This is a genomic window from Mucilaginibacter glaciei, assembly GCF_014773245.1.
Lineage (GTDB): Bacteria > Bacteroidota > Bacteroidia > Sphingobacteriales > Sphingobacteriaceae > Mucilaginibacter > Mucilaginibacter glaciei.
Map to the genome: position 1 here is coordinate 954,406 of NZ_JACWMX010000001.1, position 16,725 is coordinate 971,130.

Sequence of the window (16,725 nt, forward strand, 5' to 3'; positions counted from 1 at the left end):
GTTATATAATTTCCCATCGCTGGGTTTTAAAATTGTATTTCTTTATAGGCTTTGCCGGTATACCAACTGCAATAACATTTGCAGGCAAGCTTTTGGTAACTACAGCATTTGCTCCTACAATTGTGCCGCTACCAATAGTGACGCCCGGTAATACTGAAACTTTTTCGCCAAGCCATACATTATCGCCAATGGTAACGCTATTGACACTGTATAACCGGTCTTTAGGTATAGATAGCGGATCGCTATCCGCGGCGTCGCCGGCATAACTACCATGTGTTGAATCAGATATATAGACATTACTGGCAATAAGCACATTATTGCCCAATACCACACTGCTCATAGCTGTTATATGCACATGATCGTTTACCTGAATATTGGTGCCAAATAGCAAAACTTTTGATTTTCCGTCAATCGGATAGGCTTCAAACCTGCATCCTTTACCGGTAGTAAACCCTTTGTTAAACGAAATAAACTTTTTACCTCTTACATCGACAGGAAGACGTATCAATCGCGCTTTTGAAAAAAATATTTTTGTGATAATAGTATTCAGTGCTAATGACAATAATTGAAATACACCATATCGCTTAAACAAGGAACCCATTTATATGTTTTTTCTTTTTAGTAATTCTTGCATAGCGTATATACGTATCTTAACTTTTTTCAGTAGCGAATTATTGCTGCTAACACCGCCAGATGAAGCGTTAGAGCCGTGTCGCCTGTATTTTATCATCGCCTTATTCAGTAATACGACTTTGAAATAATATTCGCTGACTATCGCTAACCAGTAATCATAAGCACAAAGATTAGAATTATTTGGAAATGGCAACGCTTTTTTAAGAACTTCTTTCTTAAAAGCCATACACGCTCCGATGTATCTCGTTTTTAAAAAATTATTCCAAAACCCAGACCGGGTACCGTTAAGGTCAAAATGCGAATGATAAGTTGACGTTAAATGCTCGTCAACAATTTCAGCATCAGAGATAACCATATCAGCATTTTGGAGCGCAAATAACATCTCTTTAACTTTACCTTCTTTCCAAACATCATCCTGGTCTGAAATAAAAATAACATCTCCTGTCGCCCTGATTATCGCATTCTCAAAATTCTTTGAATAGCCGCTTTGCTGTTCATTAGCAAATAATTTTATTCGTTTATCGTTGATAGACTTTATGATGTCGATAGTAGTATCAGTGGAATGATCATCTGATATTATAAACTCTTCATCATCACCTATTTGTGACAATATTGAGTCGATTTGCTCCTTGATATATTTTGCGCCATTATAACTGGCCATGCATACACTAACTTTCATTTTTTATTCTTAAAACAGGTAACAATATTGCAGAAAACACAAAGATGATTGACCCATATGTAACAAGGTCAAAAAATATTTGAACAAATAACGGCACATCAGTTGCCATAGTGACAATGAGCGAAGATAAAACTACGTAAATCACCAATGCTACAATATTGGGATTAGGCCCTATTTTTCGAAGCAAGCCAACTCTTACAGCAGAAATAACCATTCCTACAACGAAGGAATAAACCGGTGCCCCATATTTACCAAAATAAACTAAACCCTCTATGGGGAATTGCGTATTTGGCCCAAAAACAGCTATAGAATCCATGGGTAAACCAATAGAATAATATAATGTGTAAACGCCTATGGAAAATTCGTAATCAGCTAATCTAAGCATCCCAAGCAATGGATTAAAAAAATGGGGAATGTAACTTAATGCAGTTTGATGAAAGTCTGATGCGATATCAAATACATAAAAAAAATAATACACATCTCCTGCCGATACCAACCTGGTGACAAAAGAATCGGACGACGAGGTTTCTACCCCGGAGAGTGCAATAATAGCAACCATGAAAATTATTGCTAAAACAAAAATATACTTAGCCCATTTTAAGATTAACAGCTGGTTTATTGAAGCCTTTACTTTTGATAAAACAGACGCTCCTGATGTCCTGTTAATTAAGACTATAGCAAACAAAATATTAATTATAGCTAATGAGTTTCCTTTATACCCCATGCTGGCAATAACCAATACGCAAATTAAAATACACAAAACGTAATAGATTTTCTTTTTACCGCTTACCGTAACATTGGGATGAAAAATATTAATTAGCGGTATAGCCAAAACAAAGTTTACCAATGAAAAATTAATTCGTTTAACAATACCCCATCCACCATTATAAAATAAAATTTTTGCTTCGCTCGGGTTTTCCGCAAATATCGGTAAGGTACCTTTACTAACAAAAATAACAGCGTTAGATGCAACCATTATTAAAAGGCACAAGGCTAAAAAAATATCTACTAAAAGCATATATTTTCTTGAGTTGACAATGAAATTTACATCTATTGCTGGCTCCCATACCGGTATTCCTTTACGCCCCCCAAAAGCTATCCCTGCTATAAAAGCCAGAGTGCAAAACACGAAACTTAAAAAATATTCGAGTTTAATGTTTTGCATGTAAAAAAAAAGGTAGACGACAAGTGAGACTGCTACACTGTTAAGGAATACAAATAATAGCAACGGATCAAACCAATAATATATTTGTTTTCGTAAAAAAAAAAGGTACAGCGGAAATATACCGCAAAATAACAATGTTAGGGTTACAAGATTAAATGAGAAGACTATATCTTGCATTATCGATTTTTAAATAATACCCCAAACGTTTTTGTTGCGAATTTAGCTGTTTTATATTTTACGCCCAATTTAACGGAGCGTAGCATTATCCACATACTAAGCCCAATTGCATCTAAAAGGGTTTTCTTATAATAAAGCGCACCCTCCAAATAGTAATCGAATCGGTTTAAGGCGCTTGCCAATGGCATTTTACTCTCTCCAGATAATTCATGTTTACACTTAACATCTAAAACTACTACCAACTTAGTAAAAGTTAGAACGCGTCTTAAAAAATCGAAGTCACTGAAGTCGAGCTTTATTTTCTCGTTGTAGCCGCCATTGAGTTGATACAACTTAGTTGAAATTATTAATCCACTGTTAATTATCGCCAGCGGCTCAAGTGAATGTACACCCGGCTCTATAGAACTTAATTTTTGGCTTGAATATAAAAAGAACTTAGCTGGGGAAAGAAGCCCAAAATCGTTACAAATCATTGGGCAGTATAAGCCAGCATCCTTGTTAAACTTGCTTTCATAATCAAAAAACACATTAAAAAATAACTTTTCTAATTGTGTATCTTGATCTAAAAGTAATATATATTCTTTGTTTTGCCCAATACCGTAATCAAACGCAGTGTTGTACGCTTTACTTACTCCAGAATTCTTATGATCTTCCAGATAAGTTATCGTTACACCTTTGTAACTGTCATTACCATACTGCCAGTAATCTGGAGAATTGTTATATACCACCAAAAGCAACTGGGAGTTAAAACTATCAACCGATTTTAACAACGATTGAAAACAAACAGATTCTTCTAAGCTTGATTTATATAAAACTATTACCGCGATTATTTTTTTTAAATCCATTAAACCTTTTGTAAGTGATAATAAAGTGCAGCCAAATAGCCCACTAAAGAGCCATAGTTTTTCCTGACAACCCTTAACGATTCTTTAGTATCAATTTTTTCACTCACGCCGCCTTCCATTGCATAAGAACGGAAACCGGGATCCTTTAAAAACTTGACTCCCGACTTTATTAAACGCTGATTAAAGTCAAAGTCGGCATATACTTTAAATTCAAGTGAAAAGGGTGGCGTCGGATGGATAGACTTTTTCACAAGCATAGCCTGATGGTGTACACTATTACCTAAAAAAGACCTCCAGCCTACAGTTGATTTGAAAGTTCCTCTTTGACCTAATTCAACATCTCCATAAATAACTTCGGCATTTTTATATAAGTTCATATCGGGCAACTCTACCACCTCGTCGCCTGCACCTAAAAATAAAATATACGATTCATTATCGGCTAACTCCCAACCCTTGTTCATAGCATCATAAATGCCTTTATCTGGCTCAGTAATCAACCAGGTCAATTTTTCACGGTATTGGTTAAGTATCTGCACGGTTCCGTCAGTTGAATTGCCGTCAACAACAATAAAATCCAAATTTGGGTAATTTAAATTTAACACATTAACAATAGTTTTTTCTATAGAGTTAACTCCATTATAAACAACTGTTATTATCGTTATCTTGGGGTGTAGCATTTCAATATTCATAGATTATAGCAGCGGTCTTTCATCCCTATTGTTTTTCCTTAAGCCCAATTTTGCAGTATATTGATTTATTTGGTTCAAAAGCAATTCGTTTTTAAATATATATAGTTGGCAAACTAAAAATAATGCCCCACAAGTCACCACACCAACCCCACAAACCAGAAAATTACTGTTTCTAAAAAGCATTCTTAATAAAATAATTATTGGAAAGAACAGTACAGAAACAAAAAGAGTTTGAATAATCAATTTATAATTAAGCCCGACTAATAATACTTTAGATGCAAAATATGCGAAACAAACCATTACACACAATTCGGCCAATACATTTGCTGCAGCCGCACCTAAATATCCAAAATATGGAATAAGCGAAAAGTTAAGGATAAGGCTTACAATTAAACCAACAGTTACAGAAATAGTTACCTGCTTGTCTTTACCGGCTGGCGTAAGTATCTGTATTGCCCAAACATTACTTAATGCAATAATCAGTACAACTGGCGCAAATATTTGCATAGCAAGTATAGCAGGCTTAAATTCAATTCCCGAGAAGATTACAATTAATTCGGGCGCCAAAACAATTAATCCTACCGTCATGGGTATGCCCAATAGCAAAACAAAGTTAAAACTATAAACAGCTAATTTTTTTACTTGGGTAAGGTTATCGTTTTTTATAGCTTCTGAAATTTGGGGTACTAATACAGTGCCTAAAGAAGTTAAAACAGGTAAAGTAAGTTTATTGATTCGCGAAGCAGCTGTGTAATATCCAACATACGTATAATTAGTTAAAAAACCAAGTATTATGGTATCTAACATAGCATACACAGTAATGCCGGCAACAGTGCTAAAAATATAAAATAACGGTTTCAGATGATCTTTTATACCTTTAAAAGTAGCGTAATTAAACTTGAACATTTTTCTCGCTGAATAAATGTTAAGTATATTATTGCTTACAGAAGCTATTACAATTGTCCAAAGGTAAATTACGACGTCACTTTTTTGTTTTACAAAAAATATCAATAATAATAATGATACAAATTTAACTATTATTGACCGTATGGCAATAAACTTAAATTTCTCTAAACCGGAAAATAGCCAATCGACATTGCTAAAGCTCAACAGTAAAATTATTACCGCAACAGCATAAAATTTCAAGTCAATATATAACGAGGGAACTGTAAATATGATGATACTGTAAACAAAAAAGAGAATAAAGCTAGTAAGTAGATTTAGAAAAAGAAGTTCGGAAAAAGTCTTTTTAATCCCTTCCTCATCGCCTTTTAGTTTGGCAATTTCGCGTATCCCATAGATAGGGATACCTAAAGCTGCTATGAGTACAAAGTATTGAACAAATGTTGTAATAAATTGAATTTTACCTACACCTGCTGGCCCTAAAATACGGGATACGTATGGAAACGTAATTATTGGGAAAATAATATTGCTTAGCGTAAGCAATAAATTAAACAAGAAATTTTTTTTTATTTCGCTCACAAATTATTTTAATAACGGCAAAAAAGGCAAAATTAATAGCGATTGACAACTAAAAAAATAATTTTAACTCATCGTGGCGCGATAAAACTTTTTTGAAATGAGAATTACAACTAAAATAAATACTCCCAAAAACCCTCCAATAATTGCACCTTTCAACTTTCCGGTTTTAACCTCTTCTAACGGTAAAATTGGCGTATCTATTATTTGGATTAGTGGTGTTTCCTTTCTTAAGGAAACTTTTGAAACTTCAAGGTTGGCTACTAACTGAGTCAATATTGCTTGATTGGCCTGTACGTCTACTTGCCGCCTTTGTGACGGCGCCCTTAATATTTGAAGAGAAGGGTTAGCATTAGGATTTACATCTACAGATGAGGCAACCCCATTAATGGCTGCGTTGAGTTCTTTTCTAACAGAATCAGTTTGACGTTGCAAAATAGCCACATTCTGAACTGATTTTTTTGTTTTAGTTTTTACAAAAAAATCCGAAACTGTTGCAACCAAAATTTCAGTGAAATATTTCGAAAAAAATTCATTTTTCGAATTTACATCTACTGTGATTATACTCAACTTTTTATCTACTTTAGTTACAGTAAGGTTATACTTGGTTATGTCCCTGTAAAAAACACCTAACACACTATCCTGTTGTAAAGTAAATTTTGACCGGTCGCCATCTGGCGAAAACGTTATGTTACTTAAATTAGCCTCATTGCTCCATTTCTTACGATAATTATTGAAATCGATATATAAGTTTGCCAAGGTTTGTGTATTACCGTTAACGTTCACTTTAGATAATAAAGTACGCTCCACCATCGACCTCGATTTAATCAGCTCAATTAAATTATCACCAGAAAATGCACCTCCGACACCACCATTTAAATCTATTCCAAATTGCGATGCCAACCCTATAGCGGAACCTAAATTACCTGATGCTTTATCGTCTTCTAAAGCAAAGCTTAACTCGGCCTTATACACAGTTTTTTTTAAAAATGAATATCCTAACCCAAGACAACATCCCAAAACCGCTGCCAGCAATATTAATTTCCAACAGGTTAATAGATATTTAACGAATCTGATAATTTTTAAAATGATGTCTTTTAATGACACCTCATCAGTATTAGAAACAACTTGCATTTTGTCTACCAATTAATAGTTATCTGTTTAAACTTAATATACCCAGTATAATTGCCCCCAAAGAAGCTAAACCGGTGGTAAATGCCAGTATTTCTTGTGTCGTATTACCTTTTCTCTCTGGTTTTTTAGGCACATAGATTTCGCTACCGGGTTTTATGGCAGGATGACTATTAAAGAACAGAAACTTCCTCGTGCCTTTTACAGTCCCATTTGGATATACTACATAAGCACCGCTTTTTAGTGCCCTAGGCGAGTATCCACCTGCATTATATACAAAGCTATTAAAACTCTTTCCATCACCATAAACAACAGCACTTGGATATAAAACCTCGCCATTTACCCGCACAACTTGTTGTTGTTTGGGTACACGCAATACGTCGCCGTTTTCTAAAATTAAATCCTGGTTGGTACCCGGTTTTTTCAGAATACTTTTTAAATCGATACCAACATAATTGTTGCGTAGCTGTGCAGTATCAACACGTGAAGAATCGTTGTATGTACGTTGCAGTCTTTTCATTCTCTCCTTACGTTCTTTATTAAGAGAGGCTGTGTCAATTTTTGATTTATCAACCCCCAAAACAGCATCATTTTCACGCTTTAGGCTTCCGCCTTCAACATCTGCTGATTGTGTTAGTCCTCCAGCCCGGGCTATAATGTCAGATATCTTTTCGTTTTTCTTTTGTATCGTATAAAACCCCGGGTAAATCACTTCACCTTCAACCTTAACTATTTTTTGTGTTTCGTATCCTGGCAAACTGTATACCGAAACTATATCATATGGTTGAAGTGAAAAATTAGTGTTTTCATTTTTAAGATCGGTATTTACGTTAACAGTGTAAACTTGTGCAACTTTACTATTTACTGCTCGTGGGTCGCTATCAAAAACCCTACGCGACACCTCTATTCTTAAAGCACTCGCCCCTTCGGTAAAGCCACCCGCTTTTATGATAAGATCGGAAACCTTCATACTATCTGCAAACGTAAAATCGCCCGGACGCCTAACTTCACCTTTTATGGTAATTTTGTATGCATTGCGCAGATCAAATTTAGAGGAGATTGTAACACTATCTTCTCTTTGCAAACGTAAGTCAGCAGATGGGCTGCTTAATACCTGATTTACATCAAATGATATTTGCTGTTTAGAATTATCAGTATTTAACCTGATGATACTTCCTCGGCCTGTAAAAGCATCTTCTTTTAAACCACCCGCATTTTTTATCAACTGTGATAAAGTCAGGCCGTTTTGCAATTCAAATTCGCCCGGCCTAAAAACTGCACCCGCAATAATTACACGATTGGTAAATCTTTCTAAGATCCTATCTACAACGTATTTGTCGCCGCGAAGGGGGATATAGTTCTTATAATCATTTTCAAAAACATCAGTTATGCGGCGTTGCTGATCGCTAACCTGGGTAACTTTGATACGCGCAGTGTATGCCTGATCTGAAAACCCGCCCGCAAACCTTAAAACATCTGCTAACGTTTCTCCTGGCAACACTTCAAACAAAGCAGGCGTTTTTACCTCTCCTTTTAAATCGACACGTAAGCGATATGATGGTACCCGTATTACATCCTGATCCTGTAACGATATATTATCTTTTTGACTTCCTTTAACTAAAAAATCGTAAATATCGAGTGTCCTTACCACCCTGTTGTTTCTAATAATCTCAATTTTCCTGTATGACCCTATATCATTAGGCCCGCCCGCAGATGACAATGCGTTGAATGCTGATGCCAAAGATGGCAACGTATAAGTACCAGGTTTTTTTACCTCGCCCACTAAAATAACTTTAATGCTCCTAATATTGCCTAAACTTACTTGCACAGTTGTACCACGGCCTACTGCATAATTACTGGCTGCAAGTTTGCTTTTTATAGATGCTGTTGCTTGTTCAATAGTTTTACCGGCAACGTTTAGGATACCGACTCCGGGAATATTGATATTACCTTCCGGCGATACATCTAACTTCCAGTTAACTAATGAGTTACCATAAACATTTATATTCAATTGATCTTCGGGTCCTACAATATAGTTAACCGGAGTGGCAATTTTAAGATTAGGCTCGAACTTTAAATTTGTACCGCTAAATAAATCCGCACCAAATATTTTTGATTGAAATGAATTGATTATCTTTTGCGAAGCCGGAGAATTATTAACCGTATCTGGCAAATAATTTAATTCTCTGTTTGATGACTGTTGATCATTCACAGCTGCACCCTGGTCTTTTGTTGTACCATTGGCAGCCTTTATCGTATTAATACGGTTTTGCAACAATTTGCCCTGATCGGCGGGTAAGCCCCTATCCTGTAAAGTCTGTAGTAATTGGGCATCAGTTAAGTTGTTTGCCTGCGCCTGTTGCATTATTTGGCGTATCTGCGCGTCTGATAATTCATTAACTTTTGAATTACTTAAATTTTGAGGAATAGTTTGTGCAAATGCAGGCGTAGCCGAAAGCATTACAAAACAACAAAAAATCGATAATAAACGAAATTTACAGGTAAAAAGGGCTTTATAACGTAATCTCATATTTTGGTTTACAGATCAATATTGTCTGTTAGATATAATCTAACTTCAATTTCGACAAAGTTAAAATAATTCTGCAGGTTGATTGAATAATAATTTACAAGCGCCCGTTAATTATCCGCTCGTCTAAAATAGACTTAATATCATAAATCACTGAAGCAGGCGATTTTTTTAAATTACTCAAATCCATGTCTAAAAACTCATCATGTGCAACAGCTAAAATAATCGCATCATATTTTGATTGTAGATTAGTGTCATCGTTGATGGTAGTTATTTCGTATTCACTATAAACCTCTGCGGGGTTGGCCCAGGGGTCATATATGTCACAAATGGTATCAAAATCGTTCATAACCTTAACTATATCTATTACGCGGGTATTCCTAACATCGGGGCAGTTTTCTTTAAAGGTGAAACCGAGCACTAAGATGTTAGCATTCTTTACGCCAATATCATTTTTTATCATTAGCCTAATTACTTCGGTTGCTACGTAAGTTCCCATACCATCATTAAGGCGGCGGCCTGCCAAAATAATTTCGGGATGATAACCTAATTCCTGCGCCCTCTGTGCCAGGTAGTAAGGGTCTACCCCTGTACAATGCCCACCAACCAAACCAGGTTTAAAATTTAAAAAGTTCCATTTGGTTCGGGCGGCCTGCAATACAGCCTGCGTGTCTATCCCCATCAGGTTAAAAATCTTAGATAGCTCATTAACAAAAGCTATATTGATATCACGCTGTGAATTTTCAATCACCTTGCAAGCTTCTGCAACTTTTATGGTTGGGGCTTGATGAGTACCAGCCGTAATAATGGTACGATATAACTGATCTATAAAATTGGCAGCTGCAGGTGTTGAGCCTGAGGTTACTTTTAAAATATTTGTCAGGGTGTGTATTTTATCGCCGGGATTGATCCGCTCAGGTGAATAGCCCGCATAAAAACCTTCATTAAATTTCAGCCCGGATACTGATTCAATTATCGGCACACAAACATCTTCGGTCACACCCGGATAAACGGTAGATTCCAGTATAAATATATTTCCTTTTGAAATAACTGATCCTACTGCCTCACATGCACTCTTAAGCATGGCCATATCCGGGCGATTATTTTTGTCGGTTGGTGTTGGTACAGATATAATGTAGATATTACAAGCTGCTATATCATCCGAATTTGCTGTAATTAGTAAACCATTATTGCTGCCGGCTTTACGGATTACAGTTCCGAGTTCCACTTCGTCAATTTCCAAAGTGCGGTCATGCCCCGAAACAAGTTCATCTACTCTGTTTTTTTTCTTATCGAACCCAACAACAGGGAATTTTTTAGCAAATTCTACCGCGAGTGGCAGGCCTACGTAACCAAGACCTATAACCGCAATATTAAGATTGCCTTGGTTAATTAAATTAAATTTAAGCTCAGGTAAAATAATTTCAGGCATTTTTAAAATAGCATCGAACGGACACAAAGATATACTTTATATAGATACTGGGTGGAAGCAATGATTAATAACCTATGTTAGTTACAGACTTTAGCAGGCTTTAACTTGAAAAAGCTAATTATGTTTTAGCGCAAATACAGCTAATTTTTTTGAGGATAGTTATAGTTACCAATATATATTTACGATTTAAGATTTAGCTGACTGAATATTTTGAACCGGGCAACCAGTTTTATTGCAAGCTTTTGAAAGGGAACTTCAACAAACCGGTAAATAACGTAACTTATCGCTACCGATCCTACCAGCGCTAATAGGAAGATATACTCGTAACTAAGCGGAGCGCGCAGCGATATTATTGAGCAGATCGTAATTAATAATGTAAGGTGAACAAGGTAAAAGCTATAAGAGATATCGCCGATAAACTTAAAAACACGGCCTTGCAATAATTTGGTGATAGTTTTGCGCGATATCACTACAATAACAACAATGCAGCTACCTAAGGCTGTAAGGTGATCACGCCAAAAATATTGGAAAGGGTGTGCTTTATCACCATAGGTTACAAAAAATTCATAGCTGATATTATATAAGATCAATGAACATGCAACTAAACCTGTTATCAATATCATGCTAAGCAATTGAACCTTTGCAATTAACTGATCTTTATATTTGGCACACAGTACCCCTAAATAAAATACGCTCAGGTAACCGGCTTGTTTATTATAAACCAGTAACAGAATTATAAAAAAGAAGAGTAAGTTAAACACCAGGTTATTTCTTGAAACCAGTACGATAAAAAAGGGAAGTATCAGCGACATCTTCATTTCGACCACCAGTGACCATATCACAGGGTCTATAAGGTCGGCATTAAAATTTGGCCCAATTAATGCCAGCGTTTTAGCAATTTCCCAATAGTTACTGGTTGTCCAATGCCATACCCAAAAATGTTTTACCCACACCGGGAAAGCAGCAATCCCCCGTTCATCATACAAATAAGTTTTTAACACAAGGGCAAGTAATATTGCTACTACAAAAGCCGGGTAGATCCTGAATATCCGTTTAACATAAAATTCAGTGAGCTGCAGCGGCCTATGCCCTTCAACAAATGGCAAACTCAATACAAAGCCGCTTAGTACAAAAAAGAACATTACAGCTGCATGTCCGTTTAGCAATATTCCAAGGGGACTTGCAATTATCGGGCGAATAATTTTGTCGCTTAGGCCAAAAATCAATAAATAGTGTGAAAAAAATACACACAAAGCCGCAATTCCGCGCAAGCTATCCAGCTGTTTGTACCTTACATGCCGCGCAGTTGCGCTTAATGCATTCATTGATGAGTGATGTTTAGGTATGCTAATATAGCTAATAGTTGTTAACTATTTAAACGTCAACGCTTATCATTTAACCAGCGTTGCTTAAAGCGTGACGGGTTCTCCCCTACTATTTTATTAAAAAGCCGGTTGAAATAAGATATGCTCTCAAAACCTATTGCGTAGCAGGTTTCGGTTACGTTATTACCTCGCATGAGTAAATTCTTGGCGCGCTCTATCCGGTATTGATTAACAAAATCGGTAAAGGTCATGTTGGATTGCCGCTTAAAATACCGGCAAAACGCCGCAGTAGTTAGGTTAACTTTTGCGGCAATTATGTTTACATCAGGGGATTTATAATAGTTCGCGTCTATATACTCATATACAGCGCCCATTCTTATTTTATCTTTTAGTATGAGGTCTTTACTTGTTTCGTCCTTATTTAAAATCTCTGCCTCTGCCGAAGTTGCCAGGATCTGAAGAATAGATACCAATTCTATTAGCCTGTTAAACGGGTTCAAATCTGTTAAACCTTTAAGCCGCTGGGCAATCGCTTCCTTTGTATGACCGGTGAATGCGATACCCAATCCTGCATTTTTAAATAACTGCTTAATTGCAGCCAGCTCCGGCGATAAGTTTATCGCCTCTCCTAAAAAATCGGCGCGTAGCTGTACTACTATTTGGTGGTATTCGCTACGCAGACGGTAATCGAAATTTAAGTGGGGTACATTACCGCCTATAAAAACCAGATCGCTTTGCGTATAGCTTGAAATGTGCGCACCTACATGCCTTATACCAGCGTCCGCTTCAACATATACCAACTCAAATTCGGGGTGGTAATGCCATAAAAAAGTATTTCGCAACCGCGGTGAGAACAATTTGAACGATTTGCCGGGTTCAAATTCTATCCGTTCTAATTGAATCTCGTTCATCCTTTAATGCACTTATTAACTACCTAAACCTAATTAAAAAATCAATACAGAGCAAAAATTGGTCATTGTAAAGAATATGGCGTACCAGAAACCAACCTACTTTTGATTCAACAAAAAAAACAAACATGAGAATGGAACCTGAAACCACAGCTAACCAAACAATGGCGCCTGCTATGAAAGCAAACGAGGCCCATAATGAAATACCGGGTAACCCATCGGTGGCTACATCGAGCACGATTAAGCTTAATGACCGCAGCAACGGCCAACCCCTACGTGTTTTAAGTGAAGCCGATTGGGATTTCTGGATTACAAATGGCTATGTGATTATAAAAAATGCTGTACCTAAAGAACAGGTAAAAAAACTGGCCGACTACCTTTGGGAGTATGAAGGGAAAGACCAGAATGATATAGAAACCTGGTATAAAAAGCCGAACGCTCAAATGCAAATGGCCGAATTAAATAATACCGGTATGGTTGAGATATACAATCATCAATACTTATGGGATAACCGCCAATACCCCACAGTACACGCGGCCTTTGCTGATATTTGGGGTACCGAAAAGCTTTGGGCAAATATCGACCGGGCGAACCTCAACTTCCCGCAGCGGCCAGGTTTTGAATATAAGGGCTTTATTCATTGGGACTATGACCCGGAAACAAAACCGCAAAATGTGCAAGGCGTTTTAGCCCTGGCCGACCAAACTGACGAAAACATGGGGGGCTTTCAATGCATCCCGGAACTATTCAGGACTTATGATAACTGGAAACTAACCCAACCGGATGATCGTGATCATTTTAAGCCTGATACTACAGGTTTTGAAATTGTAAAAGTAAAAATGGAAGCCGGCGATCTTTTAATATTTAACAGTTCGCTGCCGCATGGTATCCGCCCCAATAATAGCGGCAACAAGGTACGGATGGCACAATATGTAAGCATGATGCCTGCGCAGGAGGATAATGAAGCATTAAGGCAGTGGCGCATCAATAGCTGGCAAAACCGCGAGGCGATGCAAGGTTACGCCTTCCCCGGCGACCCTTTGGAACGTGAAAAGAAAAACCCAGTAGCTGAATTAACGCCACTTGGTAAAAAATTATTAGGCTTAGATAAATGGGATTAACACTTAACAAAACAGGCCGCATAAGCGGCCTGTTTTGTTAATGAGGTAAATTATACAGTAGGGTCTGGTTCGTCTGCTGTGAGGTAAAGCGGCCGTTCTTTTTTGAAGAAAGCCGCAAATATCAGCGCGACAACAAATACAAACAATATACTAATCGCAAACGATTGAAACTGTTTAGCAACAGTAGGGTCTTTTTGTGCATCAAACTGTTTTTGAATGTCTTCCATCTTGGCATCGATATCATTTTGGCTGGCGTTACTTTTTTCAAGCATTCCTGATACAGCTGTGGTCATGGCAGTTTTGGTTTTCTCCACCATTTGCGGCTCAATTACCTTTGCGAACAAAAGGCTAACCAGCAGGTATTGAATTAAGTACGCTGCAAAGAACATGATAAATATACCGGTAACCGCCTGTTTAAAATTCCAAAAGCCGCCAATGGCCTTACGCAGGTCGAAAGAAAATAAAATAGCCACTACCAGTGGAAGAACCGCCGAAATAATGAACGGGCCAACGGTTATTAACAACAGCGACGTAACCATCGAGGTGATGTAGTAAAACGAAAATATACTTAGAACAGACATTATTATTCCCAAAAGAAGGCCTTTGGTTAGTGCTTGTTTTCTGATTTGTTGATCTGTGGTTTCGGTCATGACTTTTATGGTTAAGGTTTGTTTAGTTAAAGCTAACCAATATTTCAATAACTGCCATATCAAACGGTTTATTTACCGCATTTTCTGCAATGGCGTCTTTATCGGTATCTTCTGGCGCCGTATTTTGAAAAAAGCACATTATAGGGTAAAACAAATCCAACAATTCCGATTCCTCATCTAAGGTACCTGCCACTTTTTTAATCTCGCTTACCGGGCTTTCCATCAGGATTTGGTTAGTAATAATCGGCTCGTAAATACGATACTCGTCCTGAAATTCATCCTCATCAACCAATAAAAATTCTTTTAAAAAGTCATCTAATTCAGGCTCTATGTCTTCGTCCTGGCACTCATTCAGGTACAGTAAAACATTTAATAACTCTGTGCCGCGGTCAATGGTTTCTTCTTCAATGGCTTCCCATTCAGGTGTTTCCAGGTAATCATCTTCAAGTTTCTTAACATCGGCGCTAAAAAAATTGATCATTAACAGGTCAAAGAATACTTCGCGCAACTCGTCAATCTTTGGATTGTCGTCAAATACGCCATCCAAAAGCTCAACCTTTGTCATAAAATCTTCGTCTGATGAAAATACTTCGTCGAATTTAGTTTTCAGCGCATTGGCATCAAAATCGCCGTATTTAGAGAAAGCTTGCAGCGCATTGGTAATCGCTGACGATACTTTTGGGTCAATCATGGTATGATATTTAAAATTTAGAAATTTTGTTATTATTAAGGGTTAACACAACTTTACCTTTTAAGTTATGCCCGATAAAAGGGGAATTGTAACTTTTAGAACGGTTTTTCTCGCGCGTGTATTCCCAACCCCCGGTTGCATCTAACAAAACAAGGTTGGCAAACTGCCCTTCCGCAACCGAAACAGCTTTTATATCTAATATCTTTCGCGGGTTTGTAGAGAGTTTTTCAACTATGAGCTCAATCGGCAACCCAGCTTGCACTGCCAACGAAAACGCTGTTTGCAGGCCGATAATTCCATATTCGGCCACTTCAAATTCCACATCTTTGTATTCAATTTCATGTGGGGTGTGTTGCGATACGATGGCATCAATAGTACCGTCTTTTAAACCTGCTATAAGCGCATCTGCATCCTTTTGGGTACGCAAGGGTGGCTTTACTTTATAGAGGCTGTCAAAGCCCATCAGGGCTTCGTCGGTCAAAACCAAATTATGTGCTGCTACATCGCAGGTAACTTTTAATCCCTTACGTTTAGCTTCGCGGATCAGCTCTACAGAGCGTTCGGTAGATATAGTCGTGAAATGGATTTCGGAACCGGTATCTTCTGCCAGGTAAAGGTCCCGGGCTATCATCAGCTCTTCGGCTAATGACGGGATGCCTTTCATGCCCAGCATGGTGCTCACCACACCTTCGTGCACTTTAGCTTTGCCGGCAATCGATGTATCTTCGGGGTAAGAGATAACCTTAGCACCAAAACCCTGTACGTAAAGCATAGCGCGTTCCATTAATCCGGCATCCTGCACAGGCCGGTCACCATCAGTAAAGGCTTTCGCACCGCTTTTATACATATCGTACATTTCGGCCATGTCCTTACCTTCACGCTTATGTGATATAGTACCTAAAGGATAAATATCAACCAGGTTGTTATTTGCCCGGTTTAAAAGATATTCCACCTCGGCTTTTGAGTGTACCGGTGGGTGGGTGTTTGGGGCAAGTGCTAAACCTGTAAATCCACCTGCAGCAGCCGCGGCAGTTCCAGTTTGCAGGTCTTCTTTGGTTTCTAAACCAAGTTCGCCAATGTTGCAGTTCAGGTCAAAAAATCCGGGGGCAAGAAAGAGGCCGGTCGCATCAATAGTTTCGGCATCTGCTGTTATAGAGCTACCAATTTTTGAAATGACCCCATCGTTAATTAAAATATCAACAAGCTGGTTATTAAAAGATGATGCGGGATCAATAACAGTGGCGGATTTGATAAGCAAATTCATTATCGCTGT

General features: G+C 37.7%; 15 protein-coding genes. 1 reads left to right on the plus strand and 14 read right to left on the minus strand.

Annotated features, from left to right (window positions below; translation table 11 throughout):
• Position 1 precedes the first annotated feature (1 nt).
• The 11 genes from IDJ76_RS04335 to IDJ76_RS04385 all read right to left on the minus strand — a co-directional run bounded on the left by IDJ76_RS04335 (position 2) and on the right by IDJ76_RS04385 (position 12,993).
• Positions 2-508 (minus strand): DapH/DapD/GlmU-related protein, encoded by a 507-nt coding sequence (locus IDJ76_RS04335; RefSeq protein WP_224746175.1) that lies wholly within the window; start codon positions 506-508, stop codon positions 2-4.
• 93 nt (positions 509-601) lie between these two features.
• On the minus strand, positions 602-1,312 hold the full coding sequence (locus IDJ76_RS04340) for a glycosyltransferase (RefSeq protein WP_191161068.1): 711 nt from the start codon (positions 1,310-1,312) through the stop codon (positions 602-604).
• Positions 1,302-2,477: a hypothetical protein gene (locus IDJ76_RS04345; protein WP_191161070.1), complete on the minus strand. Its 1,176-nt coding sequence runs from the start codon at positions 2,475-2,477 to the stop codon at positions 1,302-1,304. The genes IDJ76_RS04340 and IDJ76_RS04345 overlap by 11 nt, the downstream gene beginning before the upstream one ends.
• A gap of 176 nt (positions 2,478-2,653) precedes the next feature.
• Entirely contained in the window at positions 2,654-3,499 is an 846-nt protein-coding gene (locus IDJ76_RS04350) for a glycosyltransferase (protein ID WP_191161072.1), read from the minus strand.
• The gene (locus tag IDJ76_RS04355; RefSeq protein WP_191161074.1) at positions 3,499-4,188 is read right to left on the minus strand and encodes a glycosyltransferase family 2 protein; all 690 of its coding nucleotides are present in this window, start codon (positions 4,186-4,188) and stop codon (positions 3,499-3,501) included. The genes IDJ76_RS04350 and IDJ76_RS04355 overlap by 1 nt, the downstream gene beginning before the upstream one ends.
• Before the next feature lie 3 nt (positions 4,189-4,191).
• Positions 4,192-5,670 carry a flippase gene (locus IDJ76_RS04360; protein ID WP_191161076.1) on the minus strand — a complete coding sequence of 493 codons (1,479 nt, stop codon included), beginning with the start codon at positions 5,668-5,670 and terminating at the stop codon, positions 4,192-4,194.
• 63 nt (positions 5,671-5,733) lie between these two features.
• Complete coding sequence (locus tag IDJ76_RS04365; RefSeq protein WP_191161078.1) at positions 5,734-6,801, minus strand: Wzz/FepE/Etk N-terminal domain-containing protein; 1,068 nt, start codon at positions 6,799-6,801, stop codon at positions 5,734-5,736.
• Between the two features lie 19 nt (positions 6,802-6,820).
• A complete protein-coding gene (locus IDJ76_RS04370; RefSeq protein WP_191161080.1) occupies positions 6,821-9,259 on the minus strand; it encodes an SLBB domain-containing protein in 2,439 nt (812 codons plus the stop codon).
• A gap of 163 nt (positions 9,260-9,422) precedes the next feature.
• The gene (locus tag IDJ76_RS04375; RefSeq protein WP_191161082.1) at positions 9,423-10,757 is read right to left on the minus strand and encodes a nucleotide sugar dehydrogenase; all 1,335 of its coding nucleotides are present in this window, start codon (positions 10,755-10,757) and stop codon (positions 9,423-9,425) included.
• A gap of 179 nt (positions 10,758-10,936) precedes the next feature.
• The gene (locus IDJ76_RS04380; protein WP_191161085.1) at positions 10,937-12,082 is read right to left on the minus strand and encodes an acyltransferase family protein; all 1,146 of its coding nucleotides are present in this window, start codon (positions 12,080-12,082) and stop codon (positions 10,937-10,939) included.
• Positions 12,083-12,138: 56 nt separating this feature from the next.
• Positions 12,139-12,993, minus strand: coding sequence for a helix-turn-helix domain-containing protein (locus IDJ76_RS04385; protein ID WP_191161087.1), 855 nt, complete (start codon positions 12,991-12,993; stop codon positions 12,139-12,141).
• Positions 12,994-13,118: 125 nt separating this feature from the next.
• On the opposite strand from IDJ76_RS04385, the gene IDJ76_RS04390 reads away from it, so the two are divergent.
• Entirely contained in the window at positions 13,119-14,111 is a 993-nt protein-coding gene (locus IDJ76_RS04390; protein ID WP_224746176.1) for a phytanoyl-CoA dioxygenase family protein, read from the plus strand.
• A gap of 50 nt (positions 14,112-14,161) precedes the next feature.
• On the opposite strand, the gene IDJ76_RS04395 is transcribed toward IDJ76_RS04390, so the two are convergent.
• From IDJ76_RS04395 to IDJ76_RS04405, 3 genes are read right to left on the minus strand one after another with little or no spacing between them, the layout of a single operon-like run.
• The gene (locus tag IDJ76_RS04395) at positions 14,162-14,761 is read right to left on the minus strand and encodes a DUF4199 domain-containing protein (RefSeq protein ID WP_224746177.1); all 600 of its coding nucleotides are present in this window, start codon (positions 14,759-14,761) and stop codon (positions 14,162-14,164) included.
• Positions 14,762-14,783: 22 nt separating this feature from the next.
• Positions 14,784-15,452, minus strand: a complete 669-nt coding sequence (locus IDJ76_RS04400) for a hypothetical protein (RefSeq protein WP_191161090.1) — start codon at positions 15,450-15,452, stop codon at positions 14,784-14,786.
• A 10-nt stretch (positions 15,453-15,462) separates the two neighbouring features.
• Positions 15,463-16,716, minus strand: a complete 1,254-nt coding sequence (locus IDJ76_RS04405; protein WP_191161092.1) for a dihydroorotase — start codon at positions 16,714-16,716, stop codon at positions 15,463-15,465.
• Positions 16,717-16,725 lie beyond the last annotated feature (9 nt).

Excerpts from the sequence above, each read along its gene's own strand:
- IDJ76_RS04390 (WP_224746176.1), top strand. The coding sequence starts at position 13,119 with ATGAGAATGGAACCTGAAACCACAGCTAACCAAACAATGGCGCCTGCT.
- IDJ76_RS04385 (WP_191161087.1), bottom strand. The coding sequence starts at position 12,993 with ATGAACGAGATTCAATTAGAACGGATAGAATTTGAACCCGGCAAATCG.
- IDJ76_RS04405 (WP_191161092.1), bottom strand. The coding sequence starts at position 16,716 with ATGAATTTGCTTATCAAATCCGCCACTGTTATTGATCCCGCATCATCT.
- IDJ76_RS04370 (WP_191161080.1), bottom strand. The coding sequence starts at position 9,259 with ATGCTTTCGGCTACGCCTGCATTTGCACAAACTATTCCTCAAAATTTA.
- IDJ76_RS04395 (WP_224746177.1), bottom strand. The coding sequence starts at position 14,761 with ATGACCGAAACCACAGATCAACAAATCAGAAAACAAGCACTAACCAAA.
- IDJ76_RS04365 (WP_191161078.1), bottom strand. The coding sequence starts at position 6,801 with ATGCAAGTTGTTTCTAATACTGATGAGGTGTCATTAAAAGACATCATT.
- IDJ76_RS04375 (WP_191161082.1), bottom strand. The coding sequence starts at position 10,757 with ATGCCTGAAATTATTTTACCTGAGCTTAAATTTAATTTAATTAACCAA.
- IDJ76_RS04380 (WP_191161085.1), bottom strand. The coding sequence starts at position 12,082 with ATGAATGCATTAAGCGCAACTGCGCGGCATGTAAGGTACAAACAGCTG.
- IDJ76_RS04355 (WP_191161074.1), bottom strand. The coding sequence starts at position 4,188 with ATGAATATTGAAATGCTACACCCCAAGATAACGATAATAACAGTTGTT.
- IDJ76_RS04350 (WP_191161072.1), bottom strand. The coding sequence starts at position 3,499 with ATGGATTTAAAAAAAATAATCGCGGTAATAGTTTTATATAAATCAAGC.
- IDJ76_RS04345 (WP_191161070.1), bottom strand. The coding sequence starts at position 2,477 with ATGCAAAACATTAAACTCGAATATTTTTTAAGTTTCGTGTTTTGCACT.
- IDJ76_RS04400 (WP_191161090.1), bottom strand. The coding sequence starts at position 15,452 with ATGATTGACCCAAAAGTATCGTCAGCGATTACCAATGCGCTGCAAGCT.
- IDJ76_RS04340 (WP_191161068.1), bottom strand. The coding sequence starts at position 1,312 with ATGAAAGTTAGTGTATGCATGGCCAGTTATAATGGCGCAAAATATATC.